Here is a 16,219-nt window from a genome sequence, read left to right on the forward strand (position 1 = left end):
GTCCTATGGGGACCCCTCATGACATCCCTGACGGGGGTACGGTCGTAAGCGGAAGGTGATCCTCCGCACGAAAGGCGGCCCCGCGTGCTCGACCGACTCCTCGACCGGATACTCGGCCTCCCTCGGGCGGAAGGCCCCGCCCCTTCGGTGACCAAGGCGATCCCCGTCCCCATGTCCGACGGCGTGCGGCTACTCGCCGATCGCTACGCCGTCCCGGGCGACGAGCCGCGGCCGGTGGTGCTGATCCGCACGCCCTACGGCCGGAAAGGCCTGTCCGGCAAGGTCTTCGGCGAGACCTTCGCACGGCACGGGCTGCAGACGGTCGTCCAGAGCACGCGCGGGACCTTCGGTTCCGGCGGCGAGTTCCGGCCGTTCCACCTGGAGAAGGAGGACGGCCTCGCCACCGTCGCCTGGCTCCGCGAGCAGCCGTGGTGCGACGGCAGGGTCGCGATGGCCGGAGCGAGCTACCTCGGGCATACGCAATGGTCGGTCGCGCCGTATCTCGACGAACCGCTCGAAGCGCTGTGCCTCGCGATCACCGCGTCGGAGTTCGTCTCGACCTTTTATCCGGGTGGGGTCCTCGCCGTCGACAACATGGTCTCGTGGTCGGCGCTGATCGGTCGGCAGGAGGGCCGGTTCGCGGGCGTTCCGAATCCGTGGCAGACGAAGAAGACCCGCCAGGCCATGGCGCACCTGCCGGTTTCCGGCGCCGACGTCGCGGCCATCGGCAAGCAGGTGCGGTTCCTGCAGGACGTCACCGGGCACGCCGAGCCGGGCGACGACTTCTGGGCTCCGTCGGATCACAGCGAGCGGGTCGCCGCGCTGACGACGCCGGTGACGATGGTGACCGGCTGGTACGACCTGTTCATCGCGGCCCAGCTGCGCGACTTCAAGGAACTCGCCGCGGCCGGACGCGCGCCGCGGATCACCATCGGCCCGTGGGCGCACGGCGAGCCCGCCAGCCTGAAGACCCTGGTGAGCGACCAGATCGGCTTCCTCTCCGCCCATCTGCTCGGCGACAAGGCCCAGCTGAGGCAGGCCCCGGTGCGCCTGTACCTCCAGGGCGCCGGGCGCTGGCTGGACTTCGACAGCTGGCCGCCGAAGTCCGACGCCACCCCGTACTTCCTGCGCCCCGGCGGCCTTTCCGTCGCCGAACCGGTGGAATCGAAACCCGGGACCTTCACCTTCGACCCGGCCGATCCGACGCCGACCGTCGGTGGTCCCCTGCTCAAGGGAGTGTGGAAGCAACGCGACAACAAGATCGTCGAAGAGCGTCAGGACGTGCTCGTCTTCACCGGTGAGCGGCTGAAGCGCGACCTCGACGTCATCGGCGAGGTCTCCGCGCTGGTGCACGTCCGGACCGACCTCGGGCACGGCGACGTCTTCGTCCGGCTGTGCGATGTGGACGGCCGCGGCGTCTCCCGCAACGTCACCGACGGCATCCTCCGGCTGCGTCCCGGCAGCCCTGAGTCCGATGTGGACGGTGTGGTCGCGGCCGAGGTGCATCTCGATCCGACGGCGTACCGGTTCCGGCGCGGGCACCGGCTGCGACTGCAGGTCGCGGGCGGGGCGTTCCCCCGTTTCGCCCGCAACCACGGCACCGACGAGCCGGTCTTCAGCGCGGTGGACGGGAAACCCGCGCGGTTCGAGGTCTTCCACGACCCCGCGCGGTCGTCCCGGATCACCCTGCCGGTATTCGGCGGTTAGACGACCACGCGCTGGTGCGTGGTCAGCCTGCCGTCCTCGTGCAGCACGTGGAACAGCAGCGACGGCGGCAGGTCGTAGTCGATCGGCCCACCTTCACCCCACGGCCGGAGACCGTTCTCCTCCCAGGGGAACAGGATGCTGGACCCGACCGACGGCGCCGACCGCAGCGGCAGGCCGGCGAACGTCGTCGAAGTCGCGGCGTGGACGTGCCCGCAGAACAGGGCCACCACCCGCGGATGGCGCGCGAGCACCTCGGCCAGCGCGTGCTCGCCGTGCTGGCGCATCGCGTCCACCAGCGGCAGGCCGAGCTCGACCGGCGGATGGTGGAAGGCCACGAAAGCGGGGCCGTCGCCGTCGGCGAGGACACGGTCCAGCCAGGCCAGGGTCTCCTCGTCGAACCGCCCGTCGGGTTTGCCGGGGATACTCGAGTCGGCCATGACGAACGTGACGTCGCCGACGGTGTGCACCGCGTTGACCGGGGCGTCGTCCGGCGCCTGGTCCAGCAGCCCTTCGCGGAACGCGGCACGTTTGTCGTGGTTGCCAGGGCAAGGGAACAGCGGGACGTCGGTCTTGAACAGTTCCGCCGCGCGCCGGTACTCCTCGACCGTGCCGTGGTCGGCGATATCGCCGGTCACCAGGATCGCGTCGACCGGTGTCACCAGGTTCTCCAGGTACCGCATGACGCGCGCGGTGCGTTCGTCCGCGCGTTCCCCGCCGTCGAGATGGTTGTCGCTCAGATGTGCCGTCACGAACACTTCATCACCCCACGTTCTCCAGATATGCCAGCGTTTTCACCCAGTTCCGCACGAGCAGCTCCGCTGCCGTCGCGAGGTCGGAGGCGCGGATCGCCTCGGCGATCCGGCGGTGTTCGTCGATACTCTCCAAAGAGCGTTCGGCGCCGACGAAATAGCAGGTGTCATAGCGCTTCAGCAGCGGCTTGGTCTGCTCGATCAGCCGCAGCAGATGCGGATTCGTGCAGCGCGAGACCAGCAGCGCGTGCCAGCGATCGTCCAAAGCGGACAGATCACCGCGCCGCCCGAGTTCCGCGGTCATCTCGTCGGCGATCCGGTCCAGGCCGCCGGTGAGCCCGGCGAGGTCCTGCGGGGAACTCCAGCGCAGCGCCAGCGATTCCAGTTCCGCGACGAGTGGATACAGCCGCCGGGCCTCCTCGGGATCGAACGGCGGCACGAGGAAACCGCGGCCGGGCGCCGAGACGAGCAGGCCGCGATCGGCCAGCCCGATCAGCGCCTCGCGCAACGGTGTCCGGCTGACGCCCAGTTCCCGGGCGAGGTGCACCTCGTTGATCCGGCTGTCGGCGGCGATCCGGCCGTCGAGCACGCGGGCGGTGATCTCCTCCGCGAGGTCGCGCCGGAGCAGGTTCCTCGTCATGCGGGCAGTATTGCATGCAGTTCGGCCGTACTGTATTCAGTTAGGCATGACGGACTTCGATGTACACCGCGCTCGCGCCGAAACCCCGGGATGCGCGGAAGTGGTCCACCTCAACAACGCCGGATCGTCGCTGCCACCCGCGCTGGTGACCGACACGGTCGTCGACTACCTGCGCGAGGAAGCCCTGATCGGGGGCTACGAACAGGCCGCGGCCAGCGTGGAGCGGCTCGACGGCGTCTACGCCTCGGCCGCGCGGCTGGTCGGCGCCGATCCCGACGACATCGCGCTGACCGACAACGCGACGCGGTCGTGGCAGGCGGTCTTCTACGCGCTGCCGTTCACCGCGGGCGACCGGATCCTGACGGCGAAGTCCGAGTACGCGAGCAACGTCATCTCCTTCCTGCAGATCGCGAAGCGCACCGGCGCCGTCGTCGAGGTGGTCGACGACGACGAGTCCGGGCAGCTGGACGTCGAGGACCTGAAGCGCCGGATCGACGGCGACGTGAAGCTGATCGCCGTCTCCCATGTGCCCACTCAAGGCGGGCTGGTGAACCCCGCGGAGAAGATCGGCGCGGTCGCGCACGAGGCCGGGATCCCGTTCCTGCTGGACGCTTGCCAGAGCGCCGGGCAGATCGACCTCGATGTCGCACGCCTCAACTGCGACGCGCTCAGCGTGACCGGCCGGAAGTACCTGCGCGGGCCACGGGGAACCGGGTTCCTCTACGCGCACCCACGGCTGCGCGAGCGCGTCGAGCCCGCGATGCTCGACCTCCACTCGGCGGCGTGGACCGCGCCCGAGAGCTACGAAGTCGATTCGACGGCGAAGATGTTCGAGGTCTGGGAACGCGATCACGCCGCGGTGCACGGCCTCGGCGCGGCGATCGACTACGCCCTCGACTGGGGCATGCCCGCCATCGAAGCCCGCGTCGCGGCGCTCGCGGCGAAACTGCGCGACGTGCTCGGCGAGATCCCCGGCGTCCGGGTACACGACCAGGGCGAACGGAAATGCGGGATCGTCACGTTCAGCGTCGCGAAAACGCCGTCGCAGGAGGTGAAACGGCGGCTGGCGACGGCGAAGATCAACGTCAGCGTCGTGGAAGCGACGTCCGCGCAGTTCGATTTCGCCGCCCGCGGACTGCCGTCGATGGTCCGGTCTTCGGTGCACTACTTCAACACCGAAGACGAGATCGCGCTCCTCGCCGGCGAGGTCGCGAAACTGGCTTAACGGCGGGAAAGCACGGACTCGGACGGCGGGGCGTACGGCAGCCCCGTCGTCTTCGCGCGAAGGCCGATCACCAACGCCTCCCCCAGCAGGCTCACGCCGATCGACAACGTCACCGGCCGCGCGTCGGGATGCGCCCCTGCCGTCGTGGCCAGGAAGCCGATCCCGAAGTTCACCAGCAGCGAGAACACCCACACTCCGAACGTCCAGCCGGTGTACCGCAGCCACAGCACGCCGTCGCGCTCGAAGAGTTTCGTGGTGGCCGCGCGCACCGCGCCGAGGCCGCAACCGGCCACGGACCCCAGCACGAGCCAGGCACCGTCCGTGAAAGTGAACTCTTCGAGTTTGGCCAGACCGTAGATCCCGATCGCGAGCAGGACCACCGGCGCCCCGAACACTTCACGGGCGACCAGCGGCTCCCCACGCAGCCTGCGCACGACGATCACGATCACCGCGGCGACCACCAGCGCGATCAACAACCAGGTCCGCATGAACTCCCCCTTTGTAGCACGTATGTGCTAAATAAAATAGCAGGGGCGTGCTATAAAGACAACATGCCGAAGATCGTCGACCCCACGGCCCGACGCCTGGAAATCGCCGAAGCCGTCTTCCGGGTGATCCAGGCAGACGGCCTCGCGCAGGCGTCGCTCAGGAGCGTGGCCGACGAGGCCGGTCTCGCGATCGGTTCGGTGCGGCACTACTTCCGCGGCCACGACGAGCTGATCGTGTTCGCCATGCGCGCACTCGGGGACCGGGTGGAAGCCCGGCTGCTGCGCCACCTCCCCGAACTGCTCGATCCGGAAACCCCGCGCTCACGCCGTCAGGAACTCACCGAAGCGCTGCTCGGCGAACTGCTTCCGCTCACCGAGCAGACCCGGGCCGAAACCGAGGTCTGGCTGGCCTTCTCCGCCGCCGCGAAAAACCGTCCGGAGCTGGCCGAGGAAGTCGCGCGCGCGCACGCGGGCGTCCGCGCCCTCGTCCGCAGGGTGCTCGAAGGCGCGCGTGGCGCGGGCGGGCTGCTCGACGACCTCGACCTGGACGTCGAAACCGAACGGCTGGCGGCACTACTGGACGGCCTCGCCATGGCGAGCGGGCGGACGTCGCCGGAGCTGATGCGCACGGTGCTCGGACGACATCTGGAAACCCTGCGGCGCCCGGATCAGTGAAGTCCGAGGGCATGGGCGGCGAAGTCGAAGCGGGCACTGAAAACCGCCCTTTCGGGCAGGGGAGGCCACGGTACGGTTCCCTTATGCGCCTGCGGTCTGTGACCACACTGCTCGCCACACTCGCCCTGGCCTTCGCCGTCTCCGCGACGGCCGAGGCGACCCCGGGTTCCGGGGTGACCGGCACGATCCTGAAGCAGAAGACGGTCGGGGACACCGACTACGTCCTGCGCGAGGTCGTCATCCAGCCGGGCGGGTACACCGGCTGGCACTACCACGACGGCACGCTCTACGCGTACGTCAAGGCGGGCACGCTCACGCACAACTCGGCCGACTGCGGGCTCGACGGCCCGTACCGGCGAGGCGTGGCCTTCACCGAGCCGAGCGACACCGTCCACATCGGACGGAACCTCGGCGCGTCGCCGGTGGTGCTGGAGGTGCTCTACGTACTGCCACACGGGAGCCCGCTCTCGCAGGACGCGCCGAACCCGGGGTGCCCTTTCTAGGCTCCGAACCAGCTTGCGACGTCGAGGCGGAAGCCGTCCGACGGCGCCATCGCGCGAAGATCGGCTTCCAGCGCGCGAACCCTGTCGGCACCCAGGGCGCCGACCCACTCCCTGCGCAGCTTCTCGAAGATCATCGCGGACCGGCGGAGTGAGTCGACCCCGCGCGCGGTGAGGCGCACGATCTTGCGCCGGGCGTCGGCCGGGTCGTCGACCCGTTCGACGTAGCCGAGCTGCTCCAGCTTGTCGACGGTCTTGCCCGCCGCCTGCTTGGAGACCCCTAGCCGCCGTCCGATTTCGCTCGCCGTCGCGCCGTCGCGGCCGACCGCCTGCATGGCGAAGCCGTACGCCGGGCGGACGTCGGGATGCCCCTGCTCGGCCAGCTCGGCGTGCAGCCGGTCGATGATCGAGCGGAAGCCCGCGAACAGCAGGAGCGGCAACTCGAACCCAGGAGGGTCGGGAACCCCCTTGCCAACTTCGACAACTTGGTTTACCTTTTCGTCAACCACGTTGACCATCTTAGGGGTCCCCTTGTTTACCGACCACACCGTCGAAACCGCTCCCGCAGCCTCCCGCCGCTCGATGGAGGCCACCATCCGGCACCTAGGCCACCTCCCCACCGCCGTCGCCCGGCTGGCGTCATCCCCGGAACTGCTCGACGGTTTCTTGAAACTCAGCGCGAGCTTCGAGCGCACGACCCTCGATCCGGTCGCGCGGGAGACGATCGTGATGACCGTCGCGACCCGCAACGAATGTCACATCTGCATCGAGATGCACACCGCCAAGCTGAAGGGACTGAACGCTGACGACGACGTCATCACGGCACTCCGCGCGCAGGAGCCCGTGCCTGACGAGCGACTGGAAGCCATGCGGCAGTTCACGCTGGCGGTGCTCGAGACCGCAGGCGGCGTCGACGACGAGACGCTGAAGACCTTCTTCGGGCACGGGTACACCGAGCGGAACGCCCTCGAAGTCGTCATGGGCATCGGGGCGTACACGATGTCGACCCTGGCGAACAGGATGACCCGGGCCTAGCCGGGCGCCTTACGCGCCGACCCCGATCGCGTGTCCGTGAAGGCCTCCTTCCCTACTCTCAAGGTAGGGAAGGAGGCCTTCACGGACTCCGTAGCTTTACGTGATCGCCCCTCGTGGTCTGGATCACTCCAATGGCCGCCGATCTTGATGTATCTGGGCAGTCCCGACCGTCTCCTGTCTTGTGCAGCCGAAAGTTCGCCACCCGCGGCGCGGCGCACCGGCGGTCTGGCCTGCCGAGGGGGCAGACCAGACCGCCGAAACCGAAAACGTTCCACAGGGTTGGGGGTACGCGAAGGCCCTCTTCACCCGGTTGAGCCGGGCGAAGAGGGTCTTCACGTGCGTCCGGGCATCGCGTTCAGCCGACTAAACGCATAGGCGTCAGGCTTCGAGAGCCCAGCGCACGTACCGCATCTTCGGCTCGAAGCCAGCCTTCTCGAAGACCCCGAACGCCCCGGCAGGGTCGGCGGAGTCCACGTTCAAGCTGGCACGGTCGTAACCCTGCCCCTCGGCCGCGCGCAACGCGTGCCCCATCAGCGCACCGGCGAGCCCCCGCTTCCGGTACTCCCGAACGGTCCCGATGACCATGAAGTGCGCGTCGCGGATCCCGGTGGCCTCCGTGTCCGCCTCCCAGCACATCGTCACCAGCACACCCACCGGAGCGCCTGTCGCCGCCTCGCGGAGCAGGAAACTGACCTCGGGCCGGAAGGTCTGGTTGGTGATCTTGTTCCGCCAGAGATCGACAGGCATGGGCACCGCACCCCAGTAGTCCCGGTACGCCTCGTTCCGGACCGTGCGGAAGTCCTCGTCGTTCCGCTCCGACCACGGCTCGACCGCGAACCCGCCGGGGATCGCCGGAGCGTCCACCGCGCCGAGCGGATGCTCCATGCGCTGGAAGTAGCGGACCGGCGTGAAACCCTGAGACCGGACGAGTTCGGCCAGACCGGCGATGTGCTCCGGCCGGTTGACGTCGACCACCAGCTTCGAGGACGGGTGGTGCAGCGCGTGCACCACCTTGGCCGCCGCCACCCCCGCTTCGACGAGCGCGGTGCCGAGGCCGCGACGGCGGTACGCGGGATGGACCCCGCCGTCCAGGAAGACCCGGTGGACCTCGTCCGCGGACGGCTTGTGGCGGATCTTCATGAACCCGGCCATCACGTCGCCGTCGAAGGCGGCGAGGCTCGCGCGCTCCAGGTCGGCGTACGGGTCGATCAGCTCCTGGAGGGTGTCCTCCTCGGTGTAGTTCTCACCGATGCGATCCACGGTCTCGATGGCATTGAGGAGGTCGGCCGACGCCTTGGCGTCCTCGCGGCTGAGCGGCCGCCAGCTGAGGGAGTGATGCACGCGACGACAGTAAGCCCCCGCGCGGGGGCTGTCGCCGGGTTTTCGGTGGCGACGTTGAGGTCTACGCACGAATCCCCTACCCAGTTCAACGTCTATTGAAAATCGCGACAACCTGGCCTGACCTGCCAGAACTCGCCGCCAACGCACCAACCAAGATCCGCACAGCCAAGCAGCTCTGCTCTGCCGAGGTCGATGAGATCGTCACCAAGTTCACGGACGGAGCTACTGCCCTCCAGCTGGCAGCCGAGTACGGCGTCTACCGCACCACCATCGGTGAGCACCTGCGAGCACGCGGCATCGACACGAAGTACTTCGCCACAACAGGCTCGTCAGCTGTACGAGCGGGGCTTGTCCATCGCGAAGCTAGCGCACCAATTCGACGTCGGGAACGAGACGATGCGGGCGCGACTGGTGGCAAGTGGAGTCAAGCTGCGAGGACGCGGGCGGCCACAGCAGACATTGCCAAGCTACTGCGGAGCACCAGCGGATTCCCCGCGATCATTTCTTAGAGTGACGCAGCCATGACCAGTCGAAGCCTTCGCAGTTTGCCAGCTCGACGATCACTCCTGCACGCCCGACGAAGCACCTGAGCGCACCGTGCGGCGTGGCATCGAAACACTTCGAGCTGCATACGCGATGATTTGCCATGACAAGAATCAACACAGCCAAAGTCGTTACCTGATAGATCTTGCCGAGATGACAATGTAGGCCGACTATAACCACCTCGCCTCACGCGAAATAATTCGCCACCAAGGCGCCATTTTGGTGTAAAATTTGCTAGCCATATTACTACACAGGGGGTTGATGATTGAGCGACGATCAGGTCAAGCTAATTGCCGCCATCGCTGCTGCCGCTTCCGCGATTCTCGTCGCGGTTCTTTCAGCGTTTCTTGGGCGAGCATTTGCCGGGCGCGACCGTAGGCGACAGATATATGGGGAAGCATTCAGGGCAGCCCTGGAATGGCAAGAGATGCTTTTTCGGGTTCGTCGTCGCGACAATACCGATGAGGCGGAGCGAATCGTACTTGATAGATTTCACGACTTACAAGAGCGACTTAACTACTATGAGGGCTGGATCGGAAGCGAATCGAAGTACATGCGCCGCAGCTATCACAACCTGGTAGATCAGCACAAGCTGGCGACAAGATCATTGATTCAAGAGGCATGGGACAGGCCCGGCAGAAAAGGAAATGCAGACAACGGCGACTCATACCCTGATCCCAGAGCATCATCAGACGCTTCCGACAAGTTCTTGCGCGACGTTCGCAATCACCTATCTATCCAGCCTTGGCGATGGCTCCTGGTTGGAGTTCGAAACCGCAAAAGAGGTTAACATTGGAAATTCAGACTTATTTCAGAAGGTTCCGCGACGAAATATCACTAGGCGACCCTCAGGTGCAGCGAATCGAGAGCGCATCGACGACCCTTATAGCCTACTTGCGTGATCATTACGAATTGACGACTTCGCAGGTTTTCTTGCAGGGCTCCTATGCCAACGGAACCGCAGTTAAGCCAGTAGCAGGCGGCGAGTACGACGTTGACATCGTCTGCGTCAGCTCCTCGGAGGACGACACCGCAGCAGATGCACTTGAAGATATGTACAGCACGCTGGAGTCAAACGGTCGATATATCGGAAAACTCAAGCCAAAGCAGCCATGTGTTCGCATTGAGTATGCTGACGATAATATTGGAAGCTTCCATGTTGACGTAGTTCCCGTTAGGTCAAGTTCAGCCAGTGACGCACCACTCGATGCTCCGAGACGTAATTCCGGCTGGCATTCCACTGCGCCCAATGAGTACACGGCATGGTGCGCAAAGCAAGGTCAAGCCTTCATCGATTGCGTGAAAATGTTAAAGCGCTGGCGAGATGAACACCAAGAGGTTCGCAGCGCTGTAAAGTCGATCGTACTTCAGGTACTCGTAGCTCGTCACCTCCCTCAATGGGCGACAAATGACGCCGAGCGCATTTATCGCACCCTAGTAAGCCTGAACAATGAACTCAGCTCAATAGCCACACCACCGATGGTTCTAAATCCGGTGCTTGAATCGGAGAACTTGGCTGCAAGATGGGAAGTCAAGGCATTTAGGAACTTCAAGACCGAACTAACAGAGGCCATTACGATCGCCCGTAGAGCCATAGAGGCTCCTACAATAATCGAAGCCTGCGAGCAGTGGCGAGCACTCTTTGGAGACGCCTTTCCTCTTGCTGAGAAGGGCGGCCAATTTATCGTCGCTTTATCCGACACCTCACACGCACAGCTACCCGAGGCGCGCGGATGGTACGAACATCTTGACCCCAGATACAGCGCAAGTATCGAAGCATGGGAGTACAGGGGAAAGAGAGGAAAGAAGAGTCCCTATCACAGTGACGGACCACTACTATTCGCAGGGAAACAGTTACAATTCAAAGCGAATTACACTGGGCCAACTCCAGTAGATATTTGGTGGCGAGTAATCAACACAGGCCAGCACGCACGCGACGAATCTGGCTTGCGTGGCGACTTCTTTAGAGCGAAACGAAGGGGAGATGGAAACAGGCAGTCCCCCGACCCGGCCGAAAACTGGGAGAGCACCTCATACACAGGAACCCATTTGATTGAAGTATTCCTGCTCGTAGGAACGCGAGTTGTCGCGAGAAGCTCTTCATTTAAGGTGAATGTCTTTGGAAGCCGTTTCACCTGGAGGCCATAGAGCGTTACATAAGCTCTCCAGCTTCTCGAATCAGCTACCTAGGCCATCGTTTCCCTAAGTTGCAATGGAGGTTTTGAGAGTTACTCGAATTGTGACTTCAACATCCTTTGGGTCGACATCAGGCTTCAGCAAACGATCGGTCTCGATATTTACGCGCGTAATAAGCTTGTCGTCATCAAGGAGGCAATGGAGAGGTTGTTCATCGGGGGTCGGCTTCCAATTGACAGGTAGCTCAGACCCATCAACGGGACGACGAAGAGCGTCGAATAGCGTCTTTAACTGATTATCAATATCACCCGAGTGCGATACTATCGCCCCCGGAGTCTCGGGGCGAAGTACCAAGATGTCCAACTCGGCATAGAGCCTAAGAAATGGGTGTACAAGGGCGGCGAATTGGAGACCTGCAACCTTTGCCACCAACGCTCCAGCATCCTTGTCATCCACACCAGTCGCTAGCGAGAGAAGGTTCTGGCGACTCTCTAGCGCTGGATGCGTTCGCCACAGCTCCTTGAGTTGAGGATGAAAATTTTGGCGAATTTGGTGCTTAACATTAGCTTTACTGCTTGCAGGAAGGCGCCCACTGTAAGTAAGAGTGAATCTCATAACCTAATTATATGGCTCCGGTCTGAAAATTCACACATCAACGACTCGTACACCGGCGCATCGTCAAACGGTTGGAGCTGCCCGAAGCGCTGCCAGCCCCAGGACAGATACGTCGTGCGAGCTGGGATGTTGTCAGGCTTGACGAGCAAGGTGGCCCGTTCCTCTGTCCGGTCGCGCAGCAGCGCATCGTGGAGCTGCCTGGCGTAGCCACGCCGCCGCCAACCCGGAAGCACCATCAGCTGAGTGACGGCGAAGGTGCGCTTGCCGTCCTCTTCCAGCAGCTGTGGATCGACGTCACCTCGGAAGCCCCGCCACCAGGCGGAACGGGTCGGCAGGCGGTAGCCAAGGGTGTAGCCAACTAGCTCGTCACGAAGCCAGCCGGTCACGAGAGCGAAGCCCGGCCACTTGGCGTAGGCCTCGAGGCGTTCCCAGAATCGCTCCGGCGTGAAGAACGGATCACCGAGCAGGTCGGCGTACACCTCGGTATAGACCGTGAGCAGTGGCGCACGAAGCTGGTACATGCCGTCCGCGTCATGGTGACGTAGCGCCAGCTCAGATGTGTTGGTCATCCGACAACCGCGGGCCGGTGGTACTCCAGCAGGTCGCCCATCACCAATGCGGCTTTCGCTGAGATGGCTTCCACGGGAACGGGACGAAGCAGATCCTGGCACCGGCCACCGTGACACCATGGCGTCGTGACCGCTGGCACACCGACCATCCTCGCAACCTCCATGGGTCTCAATCGCGCCCGTGATCCGTGGCAACCGGGACCAGTCTTTGATTATGCCTTCGAGTTGGCTCGGGCCACTGGAACGCCGAAGCTGTGTCTGCTTGCCACAGCCGGCGGGGATCAGCGGGACACGCTCCGGCAGTTTGAAGCCGCCTTCGCGGATCAGCCAGTCGAGCTGTCGCACCTAACTCTGTTCGACAAGCCCAACGCGAGCGATGTTGCCGGGTTCCTACATGAGCAAGACGTGATCTGGGTGGATCGTGGGAGCTTGGTCAACTTGCTGGCCGTCTGGCGAGCGCACCAGTTGGACAAGGTTCTGCGGGAGTGCTGGGAGGCAGGCGTTGTGCTGGCTGGTGAGTCGGTGGGATCGCTGTGCTGGTTCACGGGCGGCACCACGGACTCATTCGGTGAGGTCAGGGCCGTGTCAGATGGGCTCGGCCTGCTGCCGTACTCCAACGCCGTGCACTACGCCGACCGGCGCGAACAGTTTCACCAGCTCATCGCTGACGAGACCTTGCCTGCTGGCTACGCCACCGATGCCGGAGCTGGACTCCACTTTGAGGGCACGGAGCTGATTGGCGCCATCAGCGACCGGAAGAACGCCGGGGCGTACTGGGTGGAGCGTGCCTCAGATGGCTCCGTCAGCGAAACGCCCCTGGAAGTGCGTCGCCTCAAGCGGTCCTACAACTGACCAGCCTTTGGTAGATCGTTTAGGCCGCCGATGACTTCTGTTGCGCCAGCCTGCCGAAGCTCATCTTCGGTGGTCTTGCCCGTCGCCACCGCAATTACACGCACACCTGCGGTCAGTGCGGCCTTCACGTCGTTGGGCGTATCGCCGATTAGCACAATGGCGGCGTTGTCGAAGTGACTGCCGGTCTTGGCCTCCGCCCGCTCTCGGGCGATCTTCACCAGCTCGGCGCGATCAGCATGGTCGTCGCCATAGGCGCTTGCCTCGAAGTCGAGGTACGGGGCGAGCCCGAACACCTCGAGCTTGATCCGTGCCACTGCTCGCAGGTTGCCCGTCAAGACGCCTTGGTGAACGGTCGGGTCGGCGGCCAGCCATTCCAACGTCTCCTTCGCGCCAGGCAGAGCGCGGCCGGTGGTGGCTAGCTCGCCGCGGGCGTCTTCGTAGCCCTCGACCAACGCGGCCGCGAGCCCGCGCACGGCTTCATCCGTCGGCTCGATGCCGTTGACCCGAAGCGACTCGGCCATGATGTCGAGTTCTGTCCGCCCGGCGATCTTGGCCAGGTTGGTGAGCGGTTTGCCCGTAGCGACCGGGAACGCTCGGTCGTAGATGGCCCGCCCGACCCCGCGCGTCTCGATAAGCGTGTGGTCAACGTCCCACAGGACCAGCGTGCGCGGCGGTTCGGCGGGCGCGTTCATGTTGAACGAGTGTGCCACCCGTGACGGACAGGCCGCACCGCCATACCATTTGTCCTGGTCAGAGCCCTGGCGGGAGGCGACGCAAGATCGTGGACGACCAGTTAGCGCGGATGGTGGGCGACCGGGTGCGGTTTCATCGCACGGCCGCGCGCCTTACCAAGACGGTCGTTGCGGGGCTTGTGGGCATCACGCCGGACTATCTGTATCAGATCGAGCGTGGCCAGAAGGTGCCGACGATCGCGGTACTCACGCAGCTTGCCCACGTACTGCGCGTCGAGCCGGGCGATCTGCTTTCTGGTGGCCGTCCCGCGCGGAAGCGACCGCTTTCAAGCACCGCAACTGACGCCATCTACCGGGCAATGACAACACCGTCCCAGAGGGCGGCCGAGCCATCGTCTCTGTCCGCCTGGCAGAGGGATGTGCGTCGGGCCTGGCAGGTTTGGCAAAGCTCCCCGCATCGCTACTCCGAGCTCGCCCAGGATCTCCCCGACCTCGTTGCGACAAGCGAGGCCGCGATCCGCGGGACGGATGGGGCCACGCTCCGTCAGGCGCAGGCTGTCACAGCCGATCTGTACGGGCTTCTGCGCACCGTTACCAAGCGCCTTGGCCGCGTGGATTTGTCGCTGCTGGCCGCTGACCGCGCTATCCGAGCTGCCGAACATGCCGACGACCCCGTGCGCCAGGCGGGAGCACGGTGGAACCTGGCTCAAGTATTGCTCGCGGATGGCCGAGCCGAGGAAGCCGAGACGGTCGCCATGCAGGCCGTGGACGATCTGCAAGATCTGGTCCGCCGAAGCCAGCCGGACGCCATCGCGTTGTCAGGCGCGCTTCTCCTCATCGCAGCTGTCGCGGCAGTTCGCGCCGGCCAGGTTTGGACCGGTCGTGACCGCCTGCGCCAGGCCGCTCCTTTGGCTGAGCAGGAGGGTGAGCGCAATACCTGTTGGACAGCCTTTGGGCCAACGAACGTGGCCATGTACGCCGTCAGCCTGGAGGTCGAATCCGGCGAAGCGGTCGAAGGTCTGAGGCTCGCCCAAAACGTCGACCACGACCGTTCACCTTCTATTGAGCGTCGAGTGGCGTTCCTGCTTGACCAGGCCAAGCATCGGCAAGCGGTCCGCGTCGAACGCATCGAGCAAGGTATCGCCGACTTCTACCGCCGCTTTGAGCTTACGGCCGAGAAGGCCGAGCTCATTCGAACAGGCGTACTGCGCAAGTTCGAGGGCCAACAGGCCGACGCCCGAGCCGGTGCAGCCCGCGCCGAAAAGCGTCAAGCCCAGCTTGCCGATGAGCGCCAGAAGCTCTTGCAGGCGCACTACGCGGGGCATATCCCCGGAGACCTCCTAGGCGCCGAGATGAACCGTCTCACCCGTGCCCTCGCCGAAGCTGAAGTCGAACTGAAAGCCAGCCGCGCCACGACCACGGAGGTGGAGGCCACGTTGTCGGCAGCCCTGGTGGCCGCCAGTCACTGCCACCGCGCCTACCTGACCACCGAACCGGGCATTCGACGGCAGATCAATCAGGGCTTCTTCGCCAAGATGTACATCGACCACGATGGCTGCGTCGAAAGCGTCGAGCTGAACGAGCCGTTCACAACGCTCCTGTCACCGGTTCTCCACCGCGCGACGACCACGCACCAAACCGTCACCGCGACGGCCCAAACCGCCGGAGACGAGATCGAGGAACCCACCACCCGTGTCCGCACTTACGCCGCATTTCGCACGGTCGGCGACACGTCCGGCGAATATCGTGACGCACATCACGCGACCACGGAACGCGAAACAGCGCCACAGAGCGTGACGCTGTTTCCATTGCTAACGGTGTGCATAAGGCCAACTTGGTGGGCGCAGTAGGGATCGAACCTACGACCGCTCGGGTGTAAACCGAGTGCTCTCCCGCTGAGCTATGCGCCCGGGAGGTGACACCGCGAGGGTGCCACCGGTGAAGACTCAGGCCAGCGAGGCCACGGCCTTCTTCCACGCCTGCTGGTCGCGCGCCTCGCCGGGCTGGTTGACCTCGGCGAACCGCACGACGCCGTCCTTGTCGATCAGGAAGGTGCCACGGGTGGCCAGGCCGGCCGCCTCGTTGAAGACGCCGTAGGCCTTCGCGACCTCGCCGTGCGGCCAGAAGTCCGAAAGCAGCGGGAACTGGTAGCCCTCCTGCTCGGCCCACGCCTTGAGCGAGAACGGGGTGTCCACGGACACACCGATCACCTGGACGCCCTGACCGTCGTAGTCCGCGAACTCGTCGCGGAGCTGGCACAGCTCGCCGGTGCAGATACCGCTGAACGCGAACGGGTAGAACACGAGCAGGACCGGCTTCTCGCCCTTGAAGGACGACAGCGTCACGGCCTGCTTGTTGTAGTCGTTGAGCGTGAAGTCCGGGGCTTGCGATCCGACCTCGACGGCCATACCGGCGGTTTCCTCTCAAGAGCGAACAGGGGCCTGCGTCGACA

Annotated in this window: 18 protein-coding genes and 1 tRNA gene; 9 read left to right on the forward strand and 10 right to left on the reverse strand. The window is 64.7% G+C overall.

Annotated elements, in window-relative coordinates; genetic code table 11:
• Window positions 1-84: 84 nt before the first annotated feature.
• A complete protein-coding gene (locus SD37_RS28310) occupies window positions 85-1,707 on the forward strand; it encodes a CocE/NonD family hydrolase (RefSeq protein WP_044850784.1) in 1,623 nt (540 codons plus the stop codon).
• Here SD37_RS28310 and SD37_RS28315 read toward each other — a convergent pair.
• Window positions 1,704-2,462 (reverse strand): phosphodiesterase, encoded by a 759-nt coding sequence (locus SD37_RS28315; protein ID WP_044850785.1) that lies wholly within the window; start codon window positions 2,460-2,462, stop codon window positions 1,704-1,706. The two genes, SD37_RS28310 and SD37_RS28315, sit on opposite strands and share 4 nt — an antisense overlap.
• A gap of 4 nt (window positions 2,463-2,466) precedes the next feature.
• A complete protein-coding gene (locus tag SD37_RS28320) occupies window positions 2,467-3,096 on the reverse strand; it encodes a GntR family transcriptional regulator (protein ID WP_044850786.1) in 630 nt (209 codons plus the stop codon).
• 46 nt (window positions 3,097-3,142) lie between these two features.
• On the opposite strand from SD37_RS28320, the gene SD37_RS28325 reads away from it, so the two are divergent.
• Window positions 3,143-4,321, forward strand: coding sequence for an aminotransferase class V-fold PLP-dependent enzyme (locus SD37_RS28325; RefSeq protein ID WP_044850787.1), 1,179 nt, complete (start codon window positions 3,143-3,145; stop codon window positions 4,319-4,321).
• On the opposite strand, the gene SD37_RS28330 is transcribed toward SD37_RS28325, so the two are convergent.
• The gene (locus tag SD37_RS28330) at window positions 4,318-4,809 is read right to left on the reverse strand and encodes a hypothetical protein (RefSeq protein WP_044850788.1); all 492 of its coding nucleotides are present in this window, start codon (window positions 4,807-4,809) and stop codon (window positions 4,318-4,320) included. The genes SD37_RS28325 and SD37_RS28330 overlap by 4 nt on opposite strands.
• 63 nt (window positions 4,810-4,872) lie before the next feature.
• Between SD37_RS28330 and SD37_RS28335 the strand changes: the two genes are divergently transcribed.
• Both SD37_RS28335 and SD37_RS28340 read left to right on the forward strand, forming a co-directional pair.
• Complete coding sequence (locus SD37_RS28335) at window positions 4,873-5,484, forward strand: TetR/AcrR family transcriptional regulator (protein WP_044850789.1); 612 nt, start codon at window positions 4,873-4,875, stop codon at window positions 5,482-5,484.
• A gap of 83 nt (window positions 5,485-5,567) precedes the next feature.
• A complete protein-coding gene (locus tag SD37_RS28340) occupies window positions 5,568-5,987 on the forward strand; it encodes a cupin domain-containing protein (RefSeq protein WP_145926755.1) in 420 nt (139 codons plus the stop codon).
• Here SD37_RS28340 and SD37_RS28345 read toward each other — a convergent pair.
• Window positions 5,984-6,502: a MarR family winged helix-turn-helix transcriptional regulator gene (locus tag SD37_RS28345; RefSeq protein WP_044850790.1), complete on the reverse strand. Its 519-nt coding sequence runs from the start codon at window positions 6,500-6,502 to the stop codon at window positions 5,984-5,986. The genes SD37_RS28340 and SD37_RS28345 overlap by 4 nt on opposite strands.
• A 13-nt stretch (window positions 6,503-6,515) precedes the next feature.
• Between SD37_RS28345 and SD37_RS28350 the strand changes: the two genes are divergently transcribed.
• Window positions 6,516-7,019 (forward strand): carboxymuconolactone decarboxylase family protein, encoded by a 504-nt coding sequence (locus SD37_RS28350; RefSeq protein ID WP_044850791.1) that lies wholly within the window; start codon window positions 6,516-6,518, stop codon window positions 7,017-7,019.
• A 378-nt stretch (window positions 7,020-7,397) separates the two neighbouring features.
• Here SD37_RS28350 and SD37_RS28355 read toward each other — a convergent pair whose 3' ends face one another.
• The gene (locus tag SD37_RS28355) at window positions 7,398-8,360 is read right to left on the reverse strand and encodes a GNAT family N-acetyltransferase (protein ID WP_044850792.1); all 963 of its coding nucleotides are present in this window, start codon (window positions 8,358-8,360) and stop codon (window positions 7,398-7,400) included.
• Window positions 8,361-9,168: 808 nt separating this feature from the next.
• Between SD37_RS28355 and SD37_RS42825 the strand changes: the two genes are divergently transcribed.
• On the forward strand, window positions 9,169-9,693 hold the full coding sequence (locus SD37_RS42825) for a hypothetical protein (protein WP_145926756.1): 525 nt from the start codon (window positions 9,169-9,171) through the stop codon (window positions 9,691-9,693).
• The gene (locus SD37_RS42165) at window positions 9,654-11,051 is read left to right on the forward strand and encodes a nucleotidyltransferase (protein WP_167369714.1); all 1,398 of its coding nucleotides are present in this window, start codon (window positions 9,654-9,656) and stop codon (window positions 11,049-11,051) included. Before SD37_RS42825 ends, SD37_RS42165 begins: the two co-directional genes overlap by 40 nt.
• Before the next feature lie 54 nt (window positions 11,052-11,105).
• Here SD37_RS42165 and SD37_RS42830 read toward each other — a convergent pair whose 3' ends face one another.
• Window positions 11,106-11,654: a hypothetical protein gene (locus tag SD37_RS42830; RefSeq protein WP_145926757.1), complete on the reverse strand. Its 549-nt coding sequence runs from the start codon at window positions 11,652-11,654 to the stop codon at window positions 11,106-11,108.
• A complete protein-coding gene (locus tag SD37_RS28360) occupies window positions 11,651-12,223 on the reverse strand; it encodes a GNAT family N-acetyltransferase (RefSeq protein WP_044850793.1) in 573 nt (190 codons plus the stop codon). Before SD37_RS28360 ends, SD37_RS42830 begins: the two co-directional genes overlap by 4 nt.
• 126 nt (window positions 12,224-12,349) lie before the next feature.
• Here SD37_RS28360 and SD37_RS28365 point away from each other — a divergent pair, with 126 nt between their 5' ends.
• Entirely contained in the window at window positions 12,350-13,075 is a 726-nt protein-coding gene (locus SD37_RS28365) for a Type 1 glutamine amidotransferase-like domain-containing protein (RefSeq protein WP_044850794.1), read from the forward strand.
• On the opposite strand, the gene SD37_RS28370 is transcribed toward SD37_RS28365, so the two are convergent.
• Window positions 13,066-13,767 carry an HAD family hydrolase gene (locus SD37_RS28370; protein ID WP_044850940.1) on the reverse strand — a complete coding sequence of 234 codons (702 nt, stop codon included), beginning with the start codon at window positions 13,765-13,767 and terminating at the stop codon, window positions 13,066-13,068. The two genes, SD37_RS28365 and SD37_RS28370, sit on opposite strands and share 10 nt — an antisense overlap.
• 89 nt (window positions 13,768-13,856) lie before the next feature.
• On the opposite strand from SD37_RS28370, the gene SD37_RS42170 reads away from it, so the two are divergent.
• Window positions 13,857-15,617 carry a helix-turn-helix domain-containing protein gene (locus SD37_RS42170; protein ID WP_083255106.1) on the forward strand — a complete coding sequence of 587 codons (1,761 nt, stop codon included), beginning with the start codon at window positions 13,857-13,859 and terminating at the stop codon, window positions 15,615-15,617.
• Here SD37_RS42170 and SD37_RS28380 read toward each other — a convergent pair.
• Both SD37_RS28380 and SD37_RS28385 read right to left on the reverse strand, forming a co-directional pair.
• Window positions 15,603-15,677, reverse strand: a tRNA-Val gene (locus SD37_RS28380). The two genes, SD37_RS42170 and SD37_RS28380, sit on opposite strands and share 15 nt — an antisense overlap.
• Window positions 15,678-15,713: 36 nt before the next feature.
• Complete coding sequence (locus SD37_RS28385) at window positions 15,714-16,175, reverse strand: peroxiredoxin (protein WP_037313775.1); 462 nt, start codon at window positions 16,173-16,175, stop codon at window positions 15,714-15,716.
• Window positions 16,176-16,219: the final 44 nt, after the last annotated feature.

This window comes from Amycolatopsis orientalis, from assembly GCF_000943515.2.
In the GTDB taxonomy this organism is placed as follows: Bacteria; Actinomycetota; Actinomycetes; order Mycobacteriales; family Pseudonocardiaceae; genus Amycolatopsis; species Amycolatopsis orientalis.

Coding starts and splice junctions, on each gene's coding strand:
- SD37_RS28360 (WP_044850793.1), bottom strand. CDS start 12,223: ATGACCAACACATCTGAGCTGGCGCTACGTCACCATGACGCGGACGGC.
- SD37_RS28345 (WP_044850790.1), bottom strand. CDS start 6,502: ATGGTCAACGTGGTTGACGAAAAGGTAAACCAAGTTGTCGAAGTTGGC.
- SD37_RS28385 (WP_037313775.1), bottom strand. CDS start 16,175: ATGGCCGTCGAGGTCGGATCGCAAGCCCCGGACTTCACGCTCAACGAC.
- SD37_RS28370 (WP_044850940.1), bottom strand. CDS start 13,767: ATGAACGCGCCCGCCGAACCGCCGCGCACGCTGGTCCTGTGGGACGTT.
- SD37_RS28340 (WP_145926755.1), top strand. CDS start 5,568: ATGCGCCTGCGGTCTGTGACCACACTGCTCGCCACACTCGCCCTGGCC.
- SD37_RS28325 (WP_044850787.1), top strand. CDS start 3,143: ATGACGGACTTCGATGTACACCGCGCTCGCGCCGAAACCCCGGGATGC.
- SD37_RS28320 (WP_044850786.1), bottom strand. CDS start 3,096: ATGACGAGGAACCTGCTCCGGCGCGACCTCGCGGAGGAGATCACCGCC.
- SD37_RS28330 (WP_044850788.1), bottom strand. CDS start 4,809: ATGCGGACCTGGTTGTTGATCGCGCTGGTGGTCGCCGCGGTGATCGTG.
- SD37_RS28335 (WP_044850789.1), top strand. CDS start 4,873: ATGCCGAAGATCGTCGACCCCACGGCCCGACGCCTGGAAATCGCCGAA.
- SD37_RS42830 (WP_145926757.1), bottom strand. CDS start 11,654: ATGAGATTCACTCTTACTTACAGTGGGCGCCTTCCTGCAAGCAGTAAA.
- SD37_RS42165 (WP_167369714.1), top strand. CDS start 9,654: ATGGCTCCTGGTTGGAGTTCGAAACCGCAAAAGAGGTTAACATTGGAA.